This window comes from Paenibacillus sp. WLX1005 (assembly GCF_046603685.1).
GTDB lineage: Bacteria > Bacillota > Bacilli > Paenibacillales > Paenibacillaceae > Saccharibacillus.
In genome coordinates this window covers 2045562-2060143 of the sequence record NZ_CP176756.1, presented here as the reverse complement: position 1 = coordinate 2060143, position 14582 = coordinate 2045562, and the positions used below count along the sequence as shown (strand labels likewise).

At 44.2% G+C, this 14582-nt stretch carries 17 protein-coding genes; 1 reads left to right on the top strand and 16 read right to left on the bottom strand.

Annotated elements, in window-relative coordinates; all coding sequences use genetic code 11:
* Positions 1-30: 30 nt before the first annotated feature.
* Together ACE3MZ_RS08960 and ACE3MZ_RS08955 are read right to left on the bottom strand one after the other, a co-directional pair.
* The gene (locus tag ACE3MZ_RS08960; protein ID WP_411346090.1) at positions 31-705 is read right to left on the bottom strand and encodes a sulfite oxidase-like oxidoreductase; all 675 of its coding nucleotides are present in this window, start codon (positions 703-705) and stop codon (positions 31-33) included.
* Between the two features lie 56 nt (positions 706-761).
* Complete coding sequence (locus ACE3MZ_RS08955; RefSeq protein WP_411346743.1) at positions 762-1157, bottom strand: RidA family protein; 396 nt, start codon at positions 1155-1157, stop codon at positions 762-764.
* 655 nt (positions 1158-1812) lie between these two features.
* Here ACE3MZ_RS08955 and ACE3MZ_RS08950 point away from each other — a divergent pair.
* Positions 1813-3000, top strand: a complete 1188-nt coding sequence (locus ACE3MZ_RS08950; RefSeq protein ID WP_411346089.1) for a macrolide family glycosyltransferase — start codon at positions 1813-1815, stop codon at positions 2998-3000.
* Positions 3001-3269: 269 nt separating this feature from the next.
* On the opposite strand, the gene ACE3MZ_RS08945 is transcribed toward ACE3MZ_RS08950, so the two are convergent.
* The 14 genes from ACE3MZ_RS08945 to ACE3MZ_RS08880 all read right to left on the bottom strand — a co-directional run bounded on the left by ACE3MZ_RS08945 (position 3270) and on the right by ACE3MZ_RS08880 (position 14571).
* Entirely contained in the window at positions 3270-3590 is a 321-nt protein-coding gene (locus tag ACE3MZ_RS08945; RefSeq protein ID WP_411346088.1) for a hypothetical protein, read from the bottom strand.
* A 53-nt stretch (positions 3591-3643) separates the two neighbouring features.
* Entirely contained in the window at positions 3644-4132 is a 489-nt protein-coding gene (locus tag ACE3MZ_RS08940; RefSeq protein WP_411346087.1) for a contact-dependent growth inhibition system immunity protein, read from the bottom strand.
* 96 nt (positions 4133-4228) lie between these two features.
* Positions 4229-5896, bottom strand: a complete 1668-nt coding sequence (locus tag ACE3MZ_RS08935; RefSeq protein WP_411346086.1) for a YifB family Mg chelatase-like AAA ATPase — start codon at positions 5894-5896, stop codon at positions 4229-4231.
* A gap of 206 nt (positions 5897-6102) precedes the next feature.
* A complete protein-coding gene (locus tag ACE3MZ_RS08930) occupies positions 6103-6504 on the bottom strand; it encodes a YraN family protein (RefSeq protein WP_411346085.1) in 402 nt (133 codons plus the stop codon).
* Positions 6498-6815, bottom strand: a complete 318-nt coding sequence (locus tag ACE3MZ_RS08925) for an EscU/YscU/HrcU family type III secretion system export apparatus switch protein (RefSeq protein WP_411346084.1) — start codon at positions 6813-6815, stop codon at positions 6498-6500. Before ACE3MZ_RS08925 ends, ACE3MZ_RS08930 begins: the two co-directional genes overlap by 7 nt.
* Positions 6812-8908: a hypothetical protein gene (locus ACE3MZ_RS08920; RefSeq protein ID WP_411346083.1), complete on the bottom strand. Its 2097-nt coding sequence runs from the start codon at positions 8906-8908 to the stop codon at positions 6812-6814. Before ACE3MZ_RS08920 ends, ACE3MZ_RS08925 begins: the two co-directional genes overlap by 4 nt.
* Positions 8909-9336: 428 nt before the next feature.
* Entirely contained in the window at positions 9337-9957 is a 621-nt protein-coding gene (locus tag ACE3MZ_RS08915) for a ribonuclease HII (RefSeq protein WP_411346082.1), read from the bottom strand.
* 27 nt (positions 9958-9984) lie between these two features.
* Complete coding sequence (gene ylqF / locus ACE3MZ_RS08910) at positions 9985-10845, bottom strand: ribosome biogenesis GTPase YlqF (RefSeq protein ID WP_411346081.1); 861 nt, start codon at positions 10843-10845, stop codon at positions 9985-9987.
* Positions 10846-10882: 37 nt separating this feature from the next.
* Positions 10883-11551: a signal peptidase I gene (lepB, locus tag ACE3MZ_RS08905; RefSeq protein WP_411346080.1), complete on the bottom strand. Its 669-nt coding sequence runs from the start codon at positions 11549-11551 to the stop codon at positions 10883-10885.
* A gap of 470 nt (positions 11552-12021) precedes the next feature.
* Positions 12022-12366 carry a 50S ribosomal protein L19 gene (rplS, locus tag ACE3MZ_RS08900; RefSeq protein ID WP_322903850.1) on the bottom strand — a complete coding sequence of 115 codons (345 nt, stop codon included), beginning with the start codon at positions 12364-12366 and terminating at the stop codon, positions 12022-12024.
* Between the two features lie 167 nt (positions 12367-12533).
* Positions 12534-12911 carry a hypothetical protein gene (locus tag ACE3MZ_RS08895; protein ID WP_411346079.1) on the bottom strand — a complete coding sequence of 126 codons (378 nt, stop codon included), beginning with the start codon at positions 12909-12911 and terminating at the stop codon, positions 12534-12536.
* A 34-nt stretch (positions 12912-12945) separates the two neighbouring features.
* Complete coding sequence (gene trmD, locus ACE3MZ_RS08890) at positions 12946-13728, bottom strand: tRNA (guanosine(37)-N1)-methyltransferase TrmD (protein WP_411346742.1); 783 nt, start codon at positions 13726-13728, stop codon at positions 12946-12948.
* Positions 13728-14249 (bottom strand): ribosome maturation factor RimM, encoded by a 522-nt coding sequence (gene rimM / locus ACE3MZ_RS08885; protein ID WP_411346078.1) that lies wholly within the window; start codon positions 14247-14249, stop codon positions 13728-13730. Before rimM ends, trmD begins: the two co-directional genes overlap by 1 nt.
* 91 nt (positions 14250-14340) lie before the next feature.
* Positions 14341-14571, bottom strand: a complete 231-nt coding sequence (locus ACE3MZ_RS08880) for a KH domain-containing protein (protein WP_367056322.1) — start codon at positions 14569-14571, stop codon at positions 14341-14343.
* Between the last annotated feature and the right edge of the window lie 11 nt (positions 14572-14582).

The window sequence follows — 14582 nt, the reverse complement described above, 5'->3', positions numbered from 1 at the left end:
TTTCGTTTATACGTTACATTACAAGCTGATTCAATCTGCTTCGCAGTACTTCCACTCGTCTTCGGGCATTTCATATTCGTCGGAAGAAAAGCGCTGTTCCTTAAATGGATCAGCCACATTATGAAATCCATGATCTTCCCAAAATCCCCGGCGATCTTCTGTCATGAATTCAATTCCGCGCAGCCATTTGGCACTTTTCCAAAAATAAAATTGTGGTACAACCATGCGCAGTGGTCCGCCATGCTTGGCAGTCAATGGCTTATCATCGTAATTCCACGCAAGCAGCACATCGTCCTTCATCAGTTCATCCAGAGCAATATTCGTCTCATAATCTGGATCAGCGTGCAGCATTACATATTGAGCTTCCGGTTTGATTTTTAACTGTTTGACAAGATCGGCAAAACGTACACCTTCCCATGGCGTATCTAATTTGGACCAGCGCGTGACGCAATGAATATCACTCACCGTGCGTGTAATCGGCAATTGCTGAAGCTGATCATACGTAAACGTCCGCTCTTCTTCTACCGCTCCAAATATCCGCAAATCCCATGTTGCCATATCGTATTCCGGCACCATACCTTCATGCAAAATCGGAAAACTATCGGTCAGCGTTTGTCCCGGCGGTACACGTTTTGCCTTTTCTTCTTCCAGCTGCGGCTTTTGCGGTACACGTGCCTTTTTTAGACGATCCGCTTTATCAAGCATGATACATGCCTCCCTTGGATCATGTTAAATAGAGTTGTCATTCATTACCCGCTCGTTTATGGACAAACCGCAATCGCTTCAATTTCGAGCAACCAATCTTCCTGCACCAATCGACGAACCTCTACAGCTGAACTCGCAGGCGGACGAAGTGTATTGATATATTGATCGCGAACAGGGCGAATACACGGTAAATCGGTAATGTCGGTCATAAAAAATGTTAATTTGATGACATGCTCAAACGTCGCGCCCGCTGTCTGTAATGCTAATTGTATATTACGGAATACCTGCTCTGCTTGGGCAATAACATCGCCTTTGCCGATGAGCTGTCCTTGCTCATCTAATGCAACTTGACCGGAGATATAGAGAGTTCTGCCGCCTGTAACTTCGACTACATGTGTATAGCCTGGAACTGCTGGCAATGTATCTGGTTGATGAAAGGCAATCGTAGGCATGGAGCTAGAAAGTACAGACTGATCGGCTGTCGATTGGTTCTGATGATGTTGATTAGAGGATTGTTGGCTCATCTTTATTGTGCTCCTTTTCGATGTATTGATTGGATTCTTGAGTGAATACAGGCTCTACAATAGATGTTTGCGAATATTGAATTCGTCACACATACCATTCATTTTGCAAAGAGTTGATGTGATAGAGAGTTGATATGACAAACAATTTATTGTACAAAAATTTTATTGTATAGAGATCAATTCATCATAGGATACATGTAATACCTGCAAGAGAGCAAGTATATCGTACTGAAATAGACATACTGCAATAAATATGCTCAACTACATATACCTTTGCATATATATTTACATATACTCTTGTTCATAATTATAAAAATACATATATTATTACATATTCTGATTCATTTCTTCATGATGCAAATCAAATGTATAAATACATATAGAATATGTCGAATATTTATATCTAATAACAATGATATTTGTATACATCGCATGTGTGAACAAAAACAGAGAATTTTTGTACAAAGTTGATTTTTCTACCAGTAAACGTGTATAACTGAAAGTGCGTGTAACTTCGTATTCGATGTGACCAAGATCATAGCGAATATGTATTTTCAAGTATAGAGAATAGGAGTGGTACGTCATGCTTAACATTTTATTCGTCAATTTCCCGGCAGAAGGTCATGTGAATCCTACACTCGGATTGGTACAAGCATTTACCGAGCGCGGCGATCAAGTTCATTATATTACGACTGAAAAATACAAAGCTCGTGTGGAAGCAGTTGGTGCAACTGTCCATCTGCATACGGACTGGATGCGTATGTCAGCAGTGAATATCAAAACAACAGAAGGATTGAACGACTTTTTGAATATTCATATTCAAACTTCGCTCGCGAATCTGGAAATTGCCAGTCAATTGAAGCAAACGATTGATTTTGATTTTGTTATTTTCGATAAATTCGGAGCTGGTGAATTGGTGAGTGAGTATCTGAATGTGCCAGCTATCGGCTCCTCCGCTTCGTTTCTAATGCCGGATCATGCAATGGCAGATAAAATTTTCCGTAATGAAGGTCCTGTGCCCTTTGAGCCGAACCAACAGATGAAAGATTCGCTAGCTTTGATGCAACAGCAATATGGCGTCTCGCCCAAAGGTATGATTCAATTTATGAATAATGTGGGACAACTAACGGTTGTTTATACAAGTAAATATTTTCAACCTAAGATCGAATTGTTCGGCGACAATAATATTTTTATCGGTCCAAGCTTTCCAGAGCGCGTGGACAATTCTGACTTCCCGTTGGAGCGGCTGGAAGGTCAACAGGTGCTGTATATTTCTATGGGAACAGTGCTGGATCAAGTGGAGCAATTTTTTAACACATGCATTGAAGCTTTTGCTGATTTTAAAGGTGTCGTTGTTATCGCTGCGGGAGAAAAAGCAGATCTGTCCAAGCTTAATCCAGCACCTGATCACTTTATAATTTCGTCGTATGTGCCTCAATTGAAAGTGTTGAACCATACAGATGTAATTGTTACGCATGGTGGAATGAATAGTGTTAATGAAGCCGTTCATTTTAATGTTCCGCTGGTTGTATTGCCACAGGATAAAGACCAACCGATGGTCGCGCAGCGACTGGTAGAGCTGGACGCTGGTTATCGTATTACCAAAGATCAGATCCATGTGGAGTCACTGCGAACAGCAGTTGATGAAGTATTATGTAATCCGGCATATAAAGAAAATGTCAAAAAAATCAACGCTAGCTTCCATCAATCCGGCGGTCCAGCCGAAGCACTGGAGCGCATTGATAACTTTTTGAAAATCAAATCTGTCTAGGCTCGATGTGTGATTGTGTGATTGTGTGATTGTGTGATTGTGTGATTGTGTGATTGTGTGATTGTGTGATAAATGATATCTCAACTGGTATGATAAATTACCACATAAAATTGATGTAATGCGATAAACACAGGCTGTCTTTTTTATAAGGCAGCCTATTCTCTTATGTACTCTTCGTATGTTCTCTCATTTTGCTAAGACTGAACGGAAATAACGCAACAGTTTTCCTATCATTTCGTTTCAGTTCATTCTACTTCTCAAACTTATTATTAATACAAAGTAAAGTAATCATCGCTGATTGCTCCACTATATTCAAAGTAAAGACGATATAGCCCAATGTTCTTACCTCTATAAATAATCGGAATGTACGAGACGATATGATTATAATCGAACTTTGGATAATTCCCTAGCATCAAAGCAATTTGTGATATCTTCACCTGCAATTCAGCTTCATCAAAACTCCCAAAAAAATGTTTACATTCTTCCTTTTCCTCTGTCTCATAACATCTAAAATTAAGCCAAAAACATTCTATCGTCCTTTTCTCAATCTCGTGCCTGAGAATCCAGTCTTTGAGTTCATCGGTATTCATTACAATCCCCTCTTTCCAAAGTATATAGCATTGTAATTCCATGTTCCTAAATTTCACTGCAAAGCTTCATTTAAATTCTCAATCGTACGCTGAATCGAATTCTCCAAATCTGCTTTGTCCACGTCATCAAATCCTTCTGTATCGTAAGGAATATCCAACTGCAAATGATTTAATTTCCAAAGTAAATCTCCAAAAAATCGCTGAGTATCGATACACAATGCCTTACTTTCTTTTTTCCATTCTTCTACACTGATTAACTGAAATGACTCTATTACTTCTCCATCTCCTAGAGAGCCGGCAAGGGGGTTATTATTTATTCTGTTATAAGCTATAGGAACAATATAGCTCAGGAAAATGGTCTGACGAATTAACTTAGCAATATCGCCATCGGTTAGTTGTTTTAGAGGAATATTGCGTATGTCATGAATCCAGACTGACAATGGTATTCGCTTATCAGGTTCATCATCGGGAAGTCCTTTCATTCTGGAAATTTCTGAGATCGTCAATTCATTAAAATCACGCGTCTCATACTTCTTTTGCATATGATCCTCCTTTCTCATATTACAGACATTTACAAATCTTTTTATACACGTTATATCTTCATTGTACTGTTTATTTATCCAATGCTACAATTCCTTTTACACCTTCCGATCCAACTGTCGATACTGAATTGCTTCTGCAACATGTACCGCATCCAGCTGATCTTTCTGCTCCAGATCAGCAATCGTACGCGCTAGTTTTAAAATCCGATCGCGTGCACGCATACTCATGCCCAATTGTTCAAAAGCAGCATTGAGCAGCATTGTTGCTTCGGTTGTCGCCACTGTATGCTGTCGCAGCAGTTTACCTGACAACTGGCTATTCCAGTATATGCCTGTCCCTTTATAGCGCTTCAGCTGAATATGCTGCGCATCCAATACCATCTGGCGCATTGTAGTCGAATCATAGCCATCAGACTGAGAAGTCTCCGATTGCTGAAAATCGCGTTCGCTTGGACGTGGTACTTCGATTTGCAGATCAATTCGATCTAGCAATGGACCGGAGATTTTGGCACGATAGCGTGCGATTCTATTCTCCGTACATGTACAGCGCTGCAAAGGATGATCACTACCCAAAAATCCGCATGGACACGGATTCATGCTTGTAGCAAGCAGCATGGATGCTGGAAACGTAAAGACAGCACGTGAACGGCTAATATGTACTTCCCCATCCTCCAACGGCTGACGTAGCAATTCCAGAATCGGTCTTGGAAACTCCGGGAACTCGTCCAAAAACAATATGCCCTGATGTGCCAAACTGACTTCACCGGGTTTGGGAATAGCTCCGCCGCCAATCAGACCAGAAGCAGTAATGCTATGATGAGGGGAGCGGAATGGACGTGCACGGATCAAGCCTTCACCAGTTTCTTTGAATCTGCCGGCTACACTTAGAATTTTGGTCACTTCCAGTGCTTCCTCTTCACTCAACGGCGGCAAAATGGTCGGCAATCGTTTGATTAACATCGTCTTGCCTGTACCGGGCGGTCCCAGCAGCAAAATATTATGCATTCCAGCAGCAGCGATAACCAGTGCACGCTTCACATGTTGCTGCCCGAATACATCGGCATAATCTTCTTTCATATGACAGGTAAAAGTTTGTTGTCTATTCGCAGATTCACGTACGTATAATAAAGGCTTCATATTGACCTGTTTCTGTGGATGAGATGAAGGATGGGCATGTTCTGACGCAATCTTTTTGACCAGTACCGAAGGCTGACCAGGAATATGGAATTGGAATTGTTCCGTGCCGATTTCAGAAACTTGCTGTTCAGCTGCAAACAGATCATTAATATGACTAATTCCGTATACAGAAATGCCTTCGACCAATGCAGCTTCAGCAGCATTTTGCAGCGGTAAAACAACTGATTTCAGCCCATATTGACGCGCCGTATCGACCATAGATAATACACCAGTTACCGGACGCAATGTTCCATCCAGTGCCAATTCACCGATCAATAGCATCTGCTCCTGCTGAGGAAATACAATCTGATCACTCGTGACAAGTATGCCAAGTGCAATCGCCAGATCAAACGCCGAGCCTTCCTTACGAAGATCCGCTGGTGCGAGATTGATAGTGACACGTTGCGACGGAAACGTAAACCCGCAATTTTTGATCGCTGAACGAACACGTTCTACCGATTCGCGGATTGCTGAATCCGGCAAGCCAATGATCGATACCATTGGCAGTCCATTGGAGAGATCCGTTTCTACTTCGACCATAACGCCATTAATTCCGTGCACGCAGGCACTATACAGTTTTCCATACATAAATAAAACACCCTCTCTTTTCGCTAGTTGCAGTACAGATCATGTACAGCCTTTGCTGATTCCTGTTCTGCAACGCATATTCAGTGCGAAAATGGGTGCTTCCTCAATTTTCTCGTACAATGTATTTTTAGTACAATAGTATTCGTTTTAAAAACATAATAACTCATATTCGCTTACTTCTACGTTCATCGTATGTAGCGTGATACTTATACAAATGCTTCGATCCAATGCTCCATATGAATCGCCTGATAATGACGATTCAACTGTACCGTAATCACATCATACCGAAAAGCGTAACCAGACAATCCATTTTGGTGTGCATAGACAGAGGTCGTTTCACGAATCTGTTTGCGTTTACGCCAATCTATCGATTCGGCTGCCGTACCATGTGTATCGCTGGCACGGCTCCGAACCTCCACTACAATAATAGCAGGAGTTGTCGTATATTCGTTCAGCTCTGTAGCGATGATATCCAACTCACCGCTACGGCAACGCCAATTGCGCTGTACAATCGTATAGCCTTGTTGTTCCAAATAGTACGCGGCAATATCTTCGGCAATGTTTCCTTTTCGTTTGCGATCGTCCGGTCTGTCGTGACTACTTACCATATATCCAAACCGGGCGAGTAGTTTTTATCAGTGCGATAAATAAACGATAAAATCTCAGCGACTAGATCGTACAGTTCACCTGGAATTTGCTGATCCAGATCCAGCTTGGATAAGACTTCGACCAGCGCTGGATCTTCTTGAATAATTACGCCAGCTTCCTGTGCTTTTTCCAAAATCGTTTCAGCAATTCTACCGCGTCCTTTGGCTACGACGACTGGAGCGGCATTTTGAGCAGGATCATATTTAAGAGCAACAGCGCGTTTAGCACTGATGGTATTCGCTTTGGACGGTTGACGTTTGGGCGTATTCATATTTTCATGTCAACTCCCTTGTATTCAGGTGGTGCGTATTGATCGGTAATATCGCTACTTGTTGTACCTAACAATGAATCGGTAGTTGAACGTACAGGTAGCGGCGCAAATTGTAGCGAGAGCAACTGGTAACCAAGATTACCGATAGCATCAGAAATATCCTGCTTTTTACTTTCTACAAACGGTGCCAACTGTTCCTGATCATTATGCACTTTGAGTGTAACGATGCGATCAACGACCTGTACATCCAGCAACGTCTGACCAAGCGACTTCATATCCAAATCAAACCAGAGGCGGCAATTGGACGCATCCAGCTCTCCTTTCCCACCACGCTGAGACTGAATCTGAACCGAAGCAGTTTCCTGCCCATCTGGTCCATTAAACGGCACAAACATCGTAACTTGAGCAAAAGGAGCCGTACGATCGGTATTTAACAGTAGCTGTTGCCCAGTCAGCTGTTGAACGAGTTGTTGAGCAGCATCTTTTAAAACCGGCGGCGCATCATCTGCACTGCTGAGCTGTAACAGTAATCCTTTCAATGTATCCTGTGCTTTGGCTATCGTTTCTTCAGCAGACGCATGGGATGCAGGAATGAGATTAGCCGGGTCAGGTTGTGCATCCGTACTATCCGCCGTTCCACGTAACAATGGATTAGCAGTATTGTTATTGCTTGGCTGAGCAGTCGTTTGCTCGTTATTCGTTGCAGCTGGATTGGCTGTACTAGTCGCAAGCGGTGCCTGTGGAGCATCTGGTACTTCTACATCTGTCAAAGAAGCGGTAGCCGAAGCTGTTTGCGCTCCATTCGGCACTTGTGGAGCCTGCGGTGGTACCGGTGCAGATGGATTCGGAATTGGACTGCTGGCGAGCGGATTGTTGACAGGCGGCGGTGTATTGCCTGTTATGTTGCGTGCCGCCTGCTCTGCTGCATGATTCCCACTCAATGACGCATTGCCATTCGCAGGATTGGCGTTCGCCGCTGGCTGACCATTGGATTGCTCTGTGGAAGCTGGTGTCGAAGTAAGCGTCAGTGCCGCACGTACCGTCTGCTGCTCATACTCAGCACCCAGCAGCTTCATCACCTGTCCTAACCATGGCGAGCTATTGGTACTGCCTTGTGTAGTTGTTGGTGTTGTTGTATTGGCAGTGGCGCTTGCCTGCTGACCTTCCGCTGTGGGCGATTGACTTTGATTATTCACTGTAGCATTGCTCTGCTGCGGAGCACTTTCGTTAGGTTCCGCTTGTGGAATAAGACTATTTAACTGGCGAATGACGTGTTGCAGCTTATCAAGCAACTGGGCAGTCCCGGTGCTCAGTCCAGCGGTAGTTGCCACATTGGCATTAGCAGCAGTATTCGCTGTTGATGCTGTATGTTGACTGTTGACTGCGGATGTAGTGTTTCCGCTGGTAGCTGTGGTATTGCTCTGAGCTGTAGCCGTATTCGTTGGTAATGTTCCCTCTGGTACAGCTTGATCTGCTAAAGCAGCATTGCCCAGCGTTTGCGAAGCTACTGTACGCAGCAGATTATTTAAGTTATCCAAACTTTCGTGTAGTGGCGGTCCAAAGATCGCCTGCTGTAAACCAGCAACACTTTGTCCGGTAACAGGTAGACCACGCTGAATAGCAACCGCCGCTGATTGTACCCATTCGCCGAGCGGTACAGATGAAGGCTTTTGTGTGAGTGAGGCTTGGATATTTTTAGCGTTCTCAGCGGTTAACGGAATACCAGCAGAACGCATCTGAGTAATCATTTCGCGATTGTCTTTCGTGTCTGGTAAACTCATCGATTCCAGCAAATCATTCATCGAAGCAGCGGGTTGCTGACCTGTCGTATTGGCGGTTACCGGTTTGAGTACAGGCATACCATCCTTGCCGGGCGGCTGAACTTGCAGTAGTGTTGTCGCTCCCTGCTGAAGTTGTGTTTCCAGCTTGGCACGTACTTTGACACCTTGAATCTGAACGACTGCTTCCTGACCATCTTCAGATACACTGGTCACTACTCCGCGGACAACCTGACCTTCTTTCAATTCCATTTGTTTGGCTTCGCCGGGTTTGCTATCGCCCATGATTCCACGGAACAGTGAACCGATATTCATAACTTCTCCCCCTATCTTCATGCTTGTTCACATGGTGCTTGTAACACAATGTATGTATACCGTGCGCACCAGAATATATGGTTTATTTATCGGTTTATTCGCCTGTTATGATGAGTTATAAATGTCATAACCGTACAAAATAAGCCTTCACCTCGTAGCGGCTTGCATCGTTATCATTGGTTACAGTAGATAAGATACAAAAAGAACCCGATCTTTGGTCAAAGATTCGGGTTCTTCCCATGACGTTCGCATACTTCTCTGTATGCAGGTCTTGTATACCTCATATCGTAACGCATTCCGCATAGAAGCGCAAATGCATTTTTATGCAGTGGTTACGCAGCTGTTGCACTTACGATCACCATACATAGTGCATCAAGCAATAGTAAATCCCTACTTACTGCATCCTACCTGATCACTACTTCATCACATCAAAACAATGTCGGTTGTTCCAGCAGCAAATTTCCAAGGAAACTACGACGATGCAGCGGTGTAACCCCAAGCTCCAAAATACGTTCGCGATGCAGCTTGGTCGCATAGCCCTTATGTCCAGCAATGCCGTAGCCTGGATACTGCTCTTCCCATTCCCCTACACAAAGGCGATCACGGGTCACCTTTGCAATGATAGAAGCGGCAGCAATACTGTGACTGTTGGCATCGCCTTTTATAATGCTACGTTGCGGTTGTGGCAGATCGACCTGTTCTGCATCGACCAGAATATAATTAGGACTTACCGTCAATTGCTCAAGGGCAATCTTCATCGCCAATCGTGCTGCTTGCTTGATATTGATCTCATCCACAATGGCAGCACTAACGTGACCAATACCGACAGCAAGCGCCTGATCCATAATCTGCGTATATAGTTGCTCACGCTTTTTGTCGCTTAATTTTTTGGAGTCGGTGACGCCTTCGATGATTAGCTCCTGCGGCATAACAACCGCAGCTGCGACCACATCACCAAATAGGCAACCACGACCAACCTCGTCCACGCCAGCTACATGTTCATAACTGGCAGCCCAGCATTCCCGCTCATAATTCAGCAGTTCAGACACGGCAGTCCCTCCATATTCATTTCCTTTTTACGGTGTTTCCATCGAAATGCGACCTAATTTCCCTGCACGCAATTCGCGCAAAATTACTTTGGACGCTTTCTCCAGATCGACACGACCGCCGCTCATCAAACAGCCACGCTTGCGACCGATCCCTTCCATAATCTCCACGATGTCGTTCGGATTATCGAGATCCTGCGGTCGCTCATCCAGATCAAAGCGCTCAGCAATATTGTCCCAGTAATATTCGCAAATGTATTTCATCCCGTAGTAAGCGATATCTTCTACGTTCAGAATTTCTTCACGAATCGCTCCCGTTACAGCGAGTCGATAACCTACACCTTGATCTTCAAACTTCGGCCATAGAATACCTGGTGTATCAAGCAATTCCATTTCCGTACCAACTTTGATCCACTGTTGTCCCTTCGTTACGCCGGGACGATCACCGGTAGCAGCAATGCTTTTACCGGCAAGACGGTTGATCAATGTAGATTTGCCGACATTGGGAATGCCGACGATTAGCGCACGGATAGGGCGCTGATTCATGCCTTTTGCCGCACGTTTATCACGCTGTTCCTTCAGCAATACCTTGGCACGCTCTGGAATTTCTTTGATCCCATGTCCACTTGCAGCGTCCAGCGTGAGTACTTCATGACCTTCACGCTTGAAATAATCTACCCAGCCTGCTGTCGTCACTGGATCAGCGAGATCGGATTTATTCAGAACAATCAATCTTGGTTTATTTTGCAAAATTTCATCAATCATCGGATTACGGCTGGACAGCGGCAAACGCGCGTCCAACAGCTCGATTACCATATCGATCAGCTTCAGCTTATCTTCGATCTGGCGTCTCGCTCTGGTCATATGTCCGGGAAACCATTGAATGGTCACAGGTTTTCCCCCTTACATCCTAAAATAGAGTCAGGGATTAATAATGATCAATCCACTGCGCATCGCTCAATGGCCAGAAAATAACATCGGCACGACCGATAATATCGCCCAGAGGCACATATCCGATCATCCGGCTGTCCTGGCTATTGGAACGGTTGTCACCCATCACGAACACATAACCTGCTGGCACTTTGCCATCTGGAATCTGTTCGGTTGGGAAATTGTTAATATTGTAATCACTGCCCTGTGCATGTGCTTTATCAATGGCAGCTTGAATATATGGTTCACTAATGGCTTTACCGTTTACCGTGACAGTATCGCCTTCTACCTTGACTGTATCGCCACCAACAGCGATCACCCGTTTAATGAAATCCCGATTTTGTGAAGGGACTTTCAATACGACCACTTCGCCTGGATGTGGATCACGAATATCATACAGAATTTTATTAACGATCACACGCTCATCTGTATGGAAATTCGGCTGCATAGATGGTCCATCTACAATAAATGGTTCAAATAGGAAGCCACGGATTACGATAACGAGCAGCAATGCAACTACAATCGCCTTGATCCATTCTTTCGCTTCGCTTTTTTTCTTTTTGGGTGGAACAGTTTCGGATTCAGAAGTGTGTACGGTATCCGTGTCCTGTACCACGACAGGCTCAGCTGTCTCTGCTACATGATTATTTTGTTTATCTTGCTCCATAACTATGCCTTCTTTCCTGGTTGAATTGGCGCTTTGTATATGTACCGGTCTGAACCATCAGGCAACATCCCCAGTGTCAATGTTACCAAGTACCTATACGATTCCTTAATCTATTTTACACACAATTTTGTAAAAACCAAATTTTGAAGGATTATGATTGTCAAGTTTGATATGACCCTCTTCATGACAATACATACATAGATCATGATACAAAAAATTCCGTCTGCAGCTGCGGGTCATTTTACCATAAAAATAAACCGTTTACGTCGTTCTGACGCGTAATGCGACAGACGCAACAGCACGTATACCAATCAAGCTCTGGTGTACACAGCGGTCCATTTGGATGAAAAACGACATTTCCGTAAAACTGTCTGGCGGAATGACAACCTGCCTATGCAATTAAGTAAGCTTTAACATAAAGAAAAGGGCTTGTATGACCAAGCCCTTTCCAACCATTGTCCCAAATGGGATTAACGGCGCAATTCTTTAATTCTCGCTGCTTTACCGCGAAGTTCACGAAGATAGTACAGCTTCGCACGACGCACTTTACCACGGCGAGCCACTTCGAGTTTATCAATCTTAGGGGAGTGTACTGGGAAAGTTCTTTCCACACCTACACCGTAAGAGATTTTACGAACTGTAAAAGTCTCACCAATGCCTCCACCTTGACGTTTGATTACAACACCTTCGAACAACTGAACGCGCTCACGAGTTCCCTCAATTACCTTAACGTGCACTTTCAAAGTGTCACCGGCACGGAAATTAGGGATATCTTTACGCAGTTGATCTTGAGTAATCGCCTGAATGATATTCATCTATGACTCCCTCCTTCCGCACAGATGTTCTTGCGACTCAGGAAGACCTTACGTCTTCTCATCATTGTCTGCAGAGGACCATCGTATTTACACAACATTCGAATCATATCATACTTTTATAGAAGCTGACAATACTTTTTTGAAGGATCATTCACTTTATTTTCAGATCAACCAAAACGTTCCTGTAGCAGCATTTTTTTGAGTTCATCCAAGTGCTGGATCTCGCCACTATAGCGGTTATACCCAATGCGATCATGCTCGTCAATATTTAGACGGGCGCTTTTCTTTTGGTCTATCATTCGATCCAGCAATTTGATTACTGTATTACGTCCAGCATAGTCGGCGATAAAATATTTTTTACGCTCATCAGCATCGATATACAGCAAATACTTAAACTCCGGTAAGAGCTGACCAATAACGGAATCCGCTTCCTGCTCCGAAAAGGTAATGTTCAGTATGGAAGCATAGCCCTGACTGCGCAGATCACTGCTTAACCGCTGTACCCAACCAATCGCAGGTTCGGTGACTTCGTTAGAATTTGACATGTTCCAGACTCCTATCTTTGTAACCTTACCCGCGTTAGTTGCCTTTTCGCTCAGAATCTTTTGATTTTAACCATTGCCGTTCCTTATCGGTCAAATCCGCCTGTTCCAGCAGATCGGGACGACGCTCCCATGTACGCAGCAGTGATTGCTCACGCCGCCATTTCTCTACATTGGCGTGATGACCGGACAGCAATACATCCGGCACCTTCATACCGCGAAATTCAGCTGGACGCGTATAATGCGGATATTCCAGCAAGCCGGTACTGAATGAGTCGGTCACTGCACTGGTTTCGTTACCAAGCACACCGGGCAATAGACGTACCACGCTGTCTACAACGGTCATTGCAGGCAGTTCACCGCCTGTCAGCACATAATCACCGATTGACAACTCATCGGTTACCAGATGCTCTCGTATGCGCTCATCATACCCTTCATAATGACCACAAATGAAGATCAAGTGCTGTTCACGGGACAATTCTTCCGCCTTTTGCTGTGTAAACGTCTCACCTTGTGGACACATCAGAATGATACGCGGCTTCACACCTGCTTCTGCCTCAGCGGACTGTTCAGATAGGTCCGACTTTGGGCTAGACAACAGATCTTCTACTGCTGCGAAGATCGGGTCTGGCTTCAGCACCATACCTCCACCACCACCATACGGCGTATCGTCAACCGTGCCATGCTTACTGGTGGAATAGGTACGGAAATTGACCGCATGTAGTTCAACAATGCCTTTGGCAGCAGCTTTACCGAGAATACTCGAACCAAATACACCGGTGAACATTTCTGGGAAAAGGGTCAATACATCGATCTTCATCATTCCAGCAAGCCTTCCATAATATGCACGATGATCTTCTTGTCTTCGATATTGATCTCCTGCACGACATTATGAATATATGGAATCAAAATATCTTTACCTTTGGCAGGTTTAACAACCCAGACATCATTCGCTCCCGGTGTCAGAATTTCTTTGATAATACCGAGTGACTCACCTTCTTCAGTTACCACTTCACAACCAATGATCTCGTGGAAATAGTATTCGTCTTCTTCCAGTTCGACCGCTTCATCCTTACTTACGCGCAACGCCCAACCTTTGTATTGTTCTACTTCGTTAATATTGCCAAAGCCTTTGAAGCGCACGACATACATATTTTTTTGCAAACGGGATGATTGAATCTCCACTTGTTGCTGATTTCCGTTTTCTTCATTAAACATCATCAGTTTGTTGCCTGGTGCAAAACGCACTTCCGGAAAATCGGTATTCGGATAAATTTTCAGTTCACCGCGAATACCATGTGTATTGACGATTTTGCCCACCATTAACCATTGCTGTGCCATAAAACGCTCCTTTAATGATCTTTATACTATAATAATGATAAAAATGTACGCAAAAAAGCTAGGAATCCTCCTAGCCCTTTGGCATACATTTTTAAGACATGATATCAACCGTAACCCGTTTATGTGTCTTTACCGCGGCTGATGTGACAACGGTGCGAAGAGCCTTCGCGATACGTCCCTGCTTGCCAATTACTTTGCCAGCATCGTCCGGGTGGACGCTTAGTTCGTATACGATGAGGTTCTCCTTCTCCACCACGTTCACAGACACATCTTCCGGATGATCCACCAGAGCTTTAGCAATAACCATTACTAATTGTTCCATCGTTTCATCCT

Bases quoted from the DNA above. Each gene is read 5' to 3' on its own strand.
- ACE3MZ_RS08960 (WP_411346090.1), bottom strand. From the start codon at position 705: ATGCTTGATAAAGCGGATCGTCTAAAAAAGGCACGTGTACCGCAAAAG.
- ACE3MZ_RS08955 (WP_411346743.1), bottom strand. From the start codon at position 1,157: ATGCCTACGATTGCCTTTCATCAACCAGATACATTGCCAGCAGTTCCA.
- ACE3MZ_RS08950 (WP_411346089.1), top strand. From the start codon at position 1,813: ATGCTTAACATTTTATTCGTCAATTTCCCGGCAGAAGGTCATGTGAAT.
- ACE3MZ_RS08945 (WP_411346088.1), bottom strand. From the start codon at position 3,590: ATGAATACCGATGAACTCAAAGACTGGATTCTCAGGCACGAGATTGAG.
- ACE3MZ_RS08940 (WP_411346087.1), bottom strand. From the start codon at position 4,132: ATGCAAAAGAAGTATGAGACGCGTGATTTTAATGAATTGACGATCTCA.
- ACE3MZ_RS08935 (WP_411346086.1), bottom strand. From the start codon at position 5,896: ATGTATGGAAAACTGTATAGTGCCTGCGTGCACGGAATTAATGGCGTT.
- ACE3MZ_RS08930 (WP_411346085.1), bottom strand. From the start codon at position 6,504: ATGGTAAGTAGTCACGACAGACCGGACGATCGCAAACGAAAAGGAAAC.
- ACE3MZ_RS08925 (WP_411346084.1), bottom strand. From the start codon at position 6,815: ATGAATACGCCCAAACGTCAACCGTCCAAAGCGAATACCATCAGTGCT.
- ACE3MZ_RS08920 (WP_411346083.1), bottom strand. From the start codon at position 8,908: ATGAATATCGGTTCACTGTTCCGTGGAATCATGGGCGATAGCAAACCC.
- lepB (WP_411346080.1), bottom strand. From the start codon at position 11,551: ATGGAGCAAGATAAACAAAATAATCATGTAGCAGAGACAGCTGAGCCT.
- rplS (WP_322903850.1), bottom strand. From the start codon at position 12,366: ATGAATATCATTCAGGCGATTACTCAAGATCAACTGCGTAAAGATATC.
- ACE3MZ_RS08895 (WP_411346079.1), bottom strand. From the start codon at position 12,911: ATGTCAAATTCTAACGAAGTCACCGAACCTGCGATTGGTTGGGTACAG.
- trmD (WP_411346742.1), bottom strand. From the start codon at position 13,728: ATGAAGATCGATGTATTGACCCTTTTCCCAGAAATGTTCACCGGTGTA.
- rimM (WP_411346078.1), bottom strand. From the start codon at position 14,249: ATGGCACAGCAATGGTTAATGGTGGGCAAAATCGTCAATACACATGGT.
- ACE3MZ_RS08880 (WP_367056322.1), bottom strand. From the start codon at position 14,571: ATGGAACAATTAGTAATGGTTATTGCTAAAGCTCTGGTGGATCATCCG.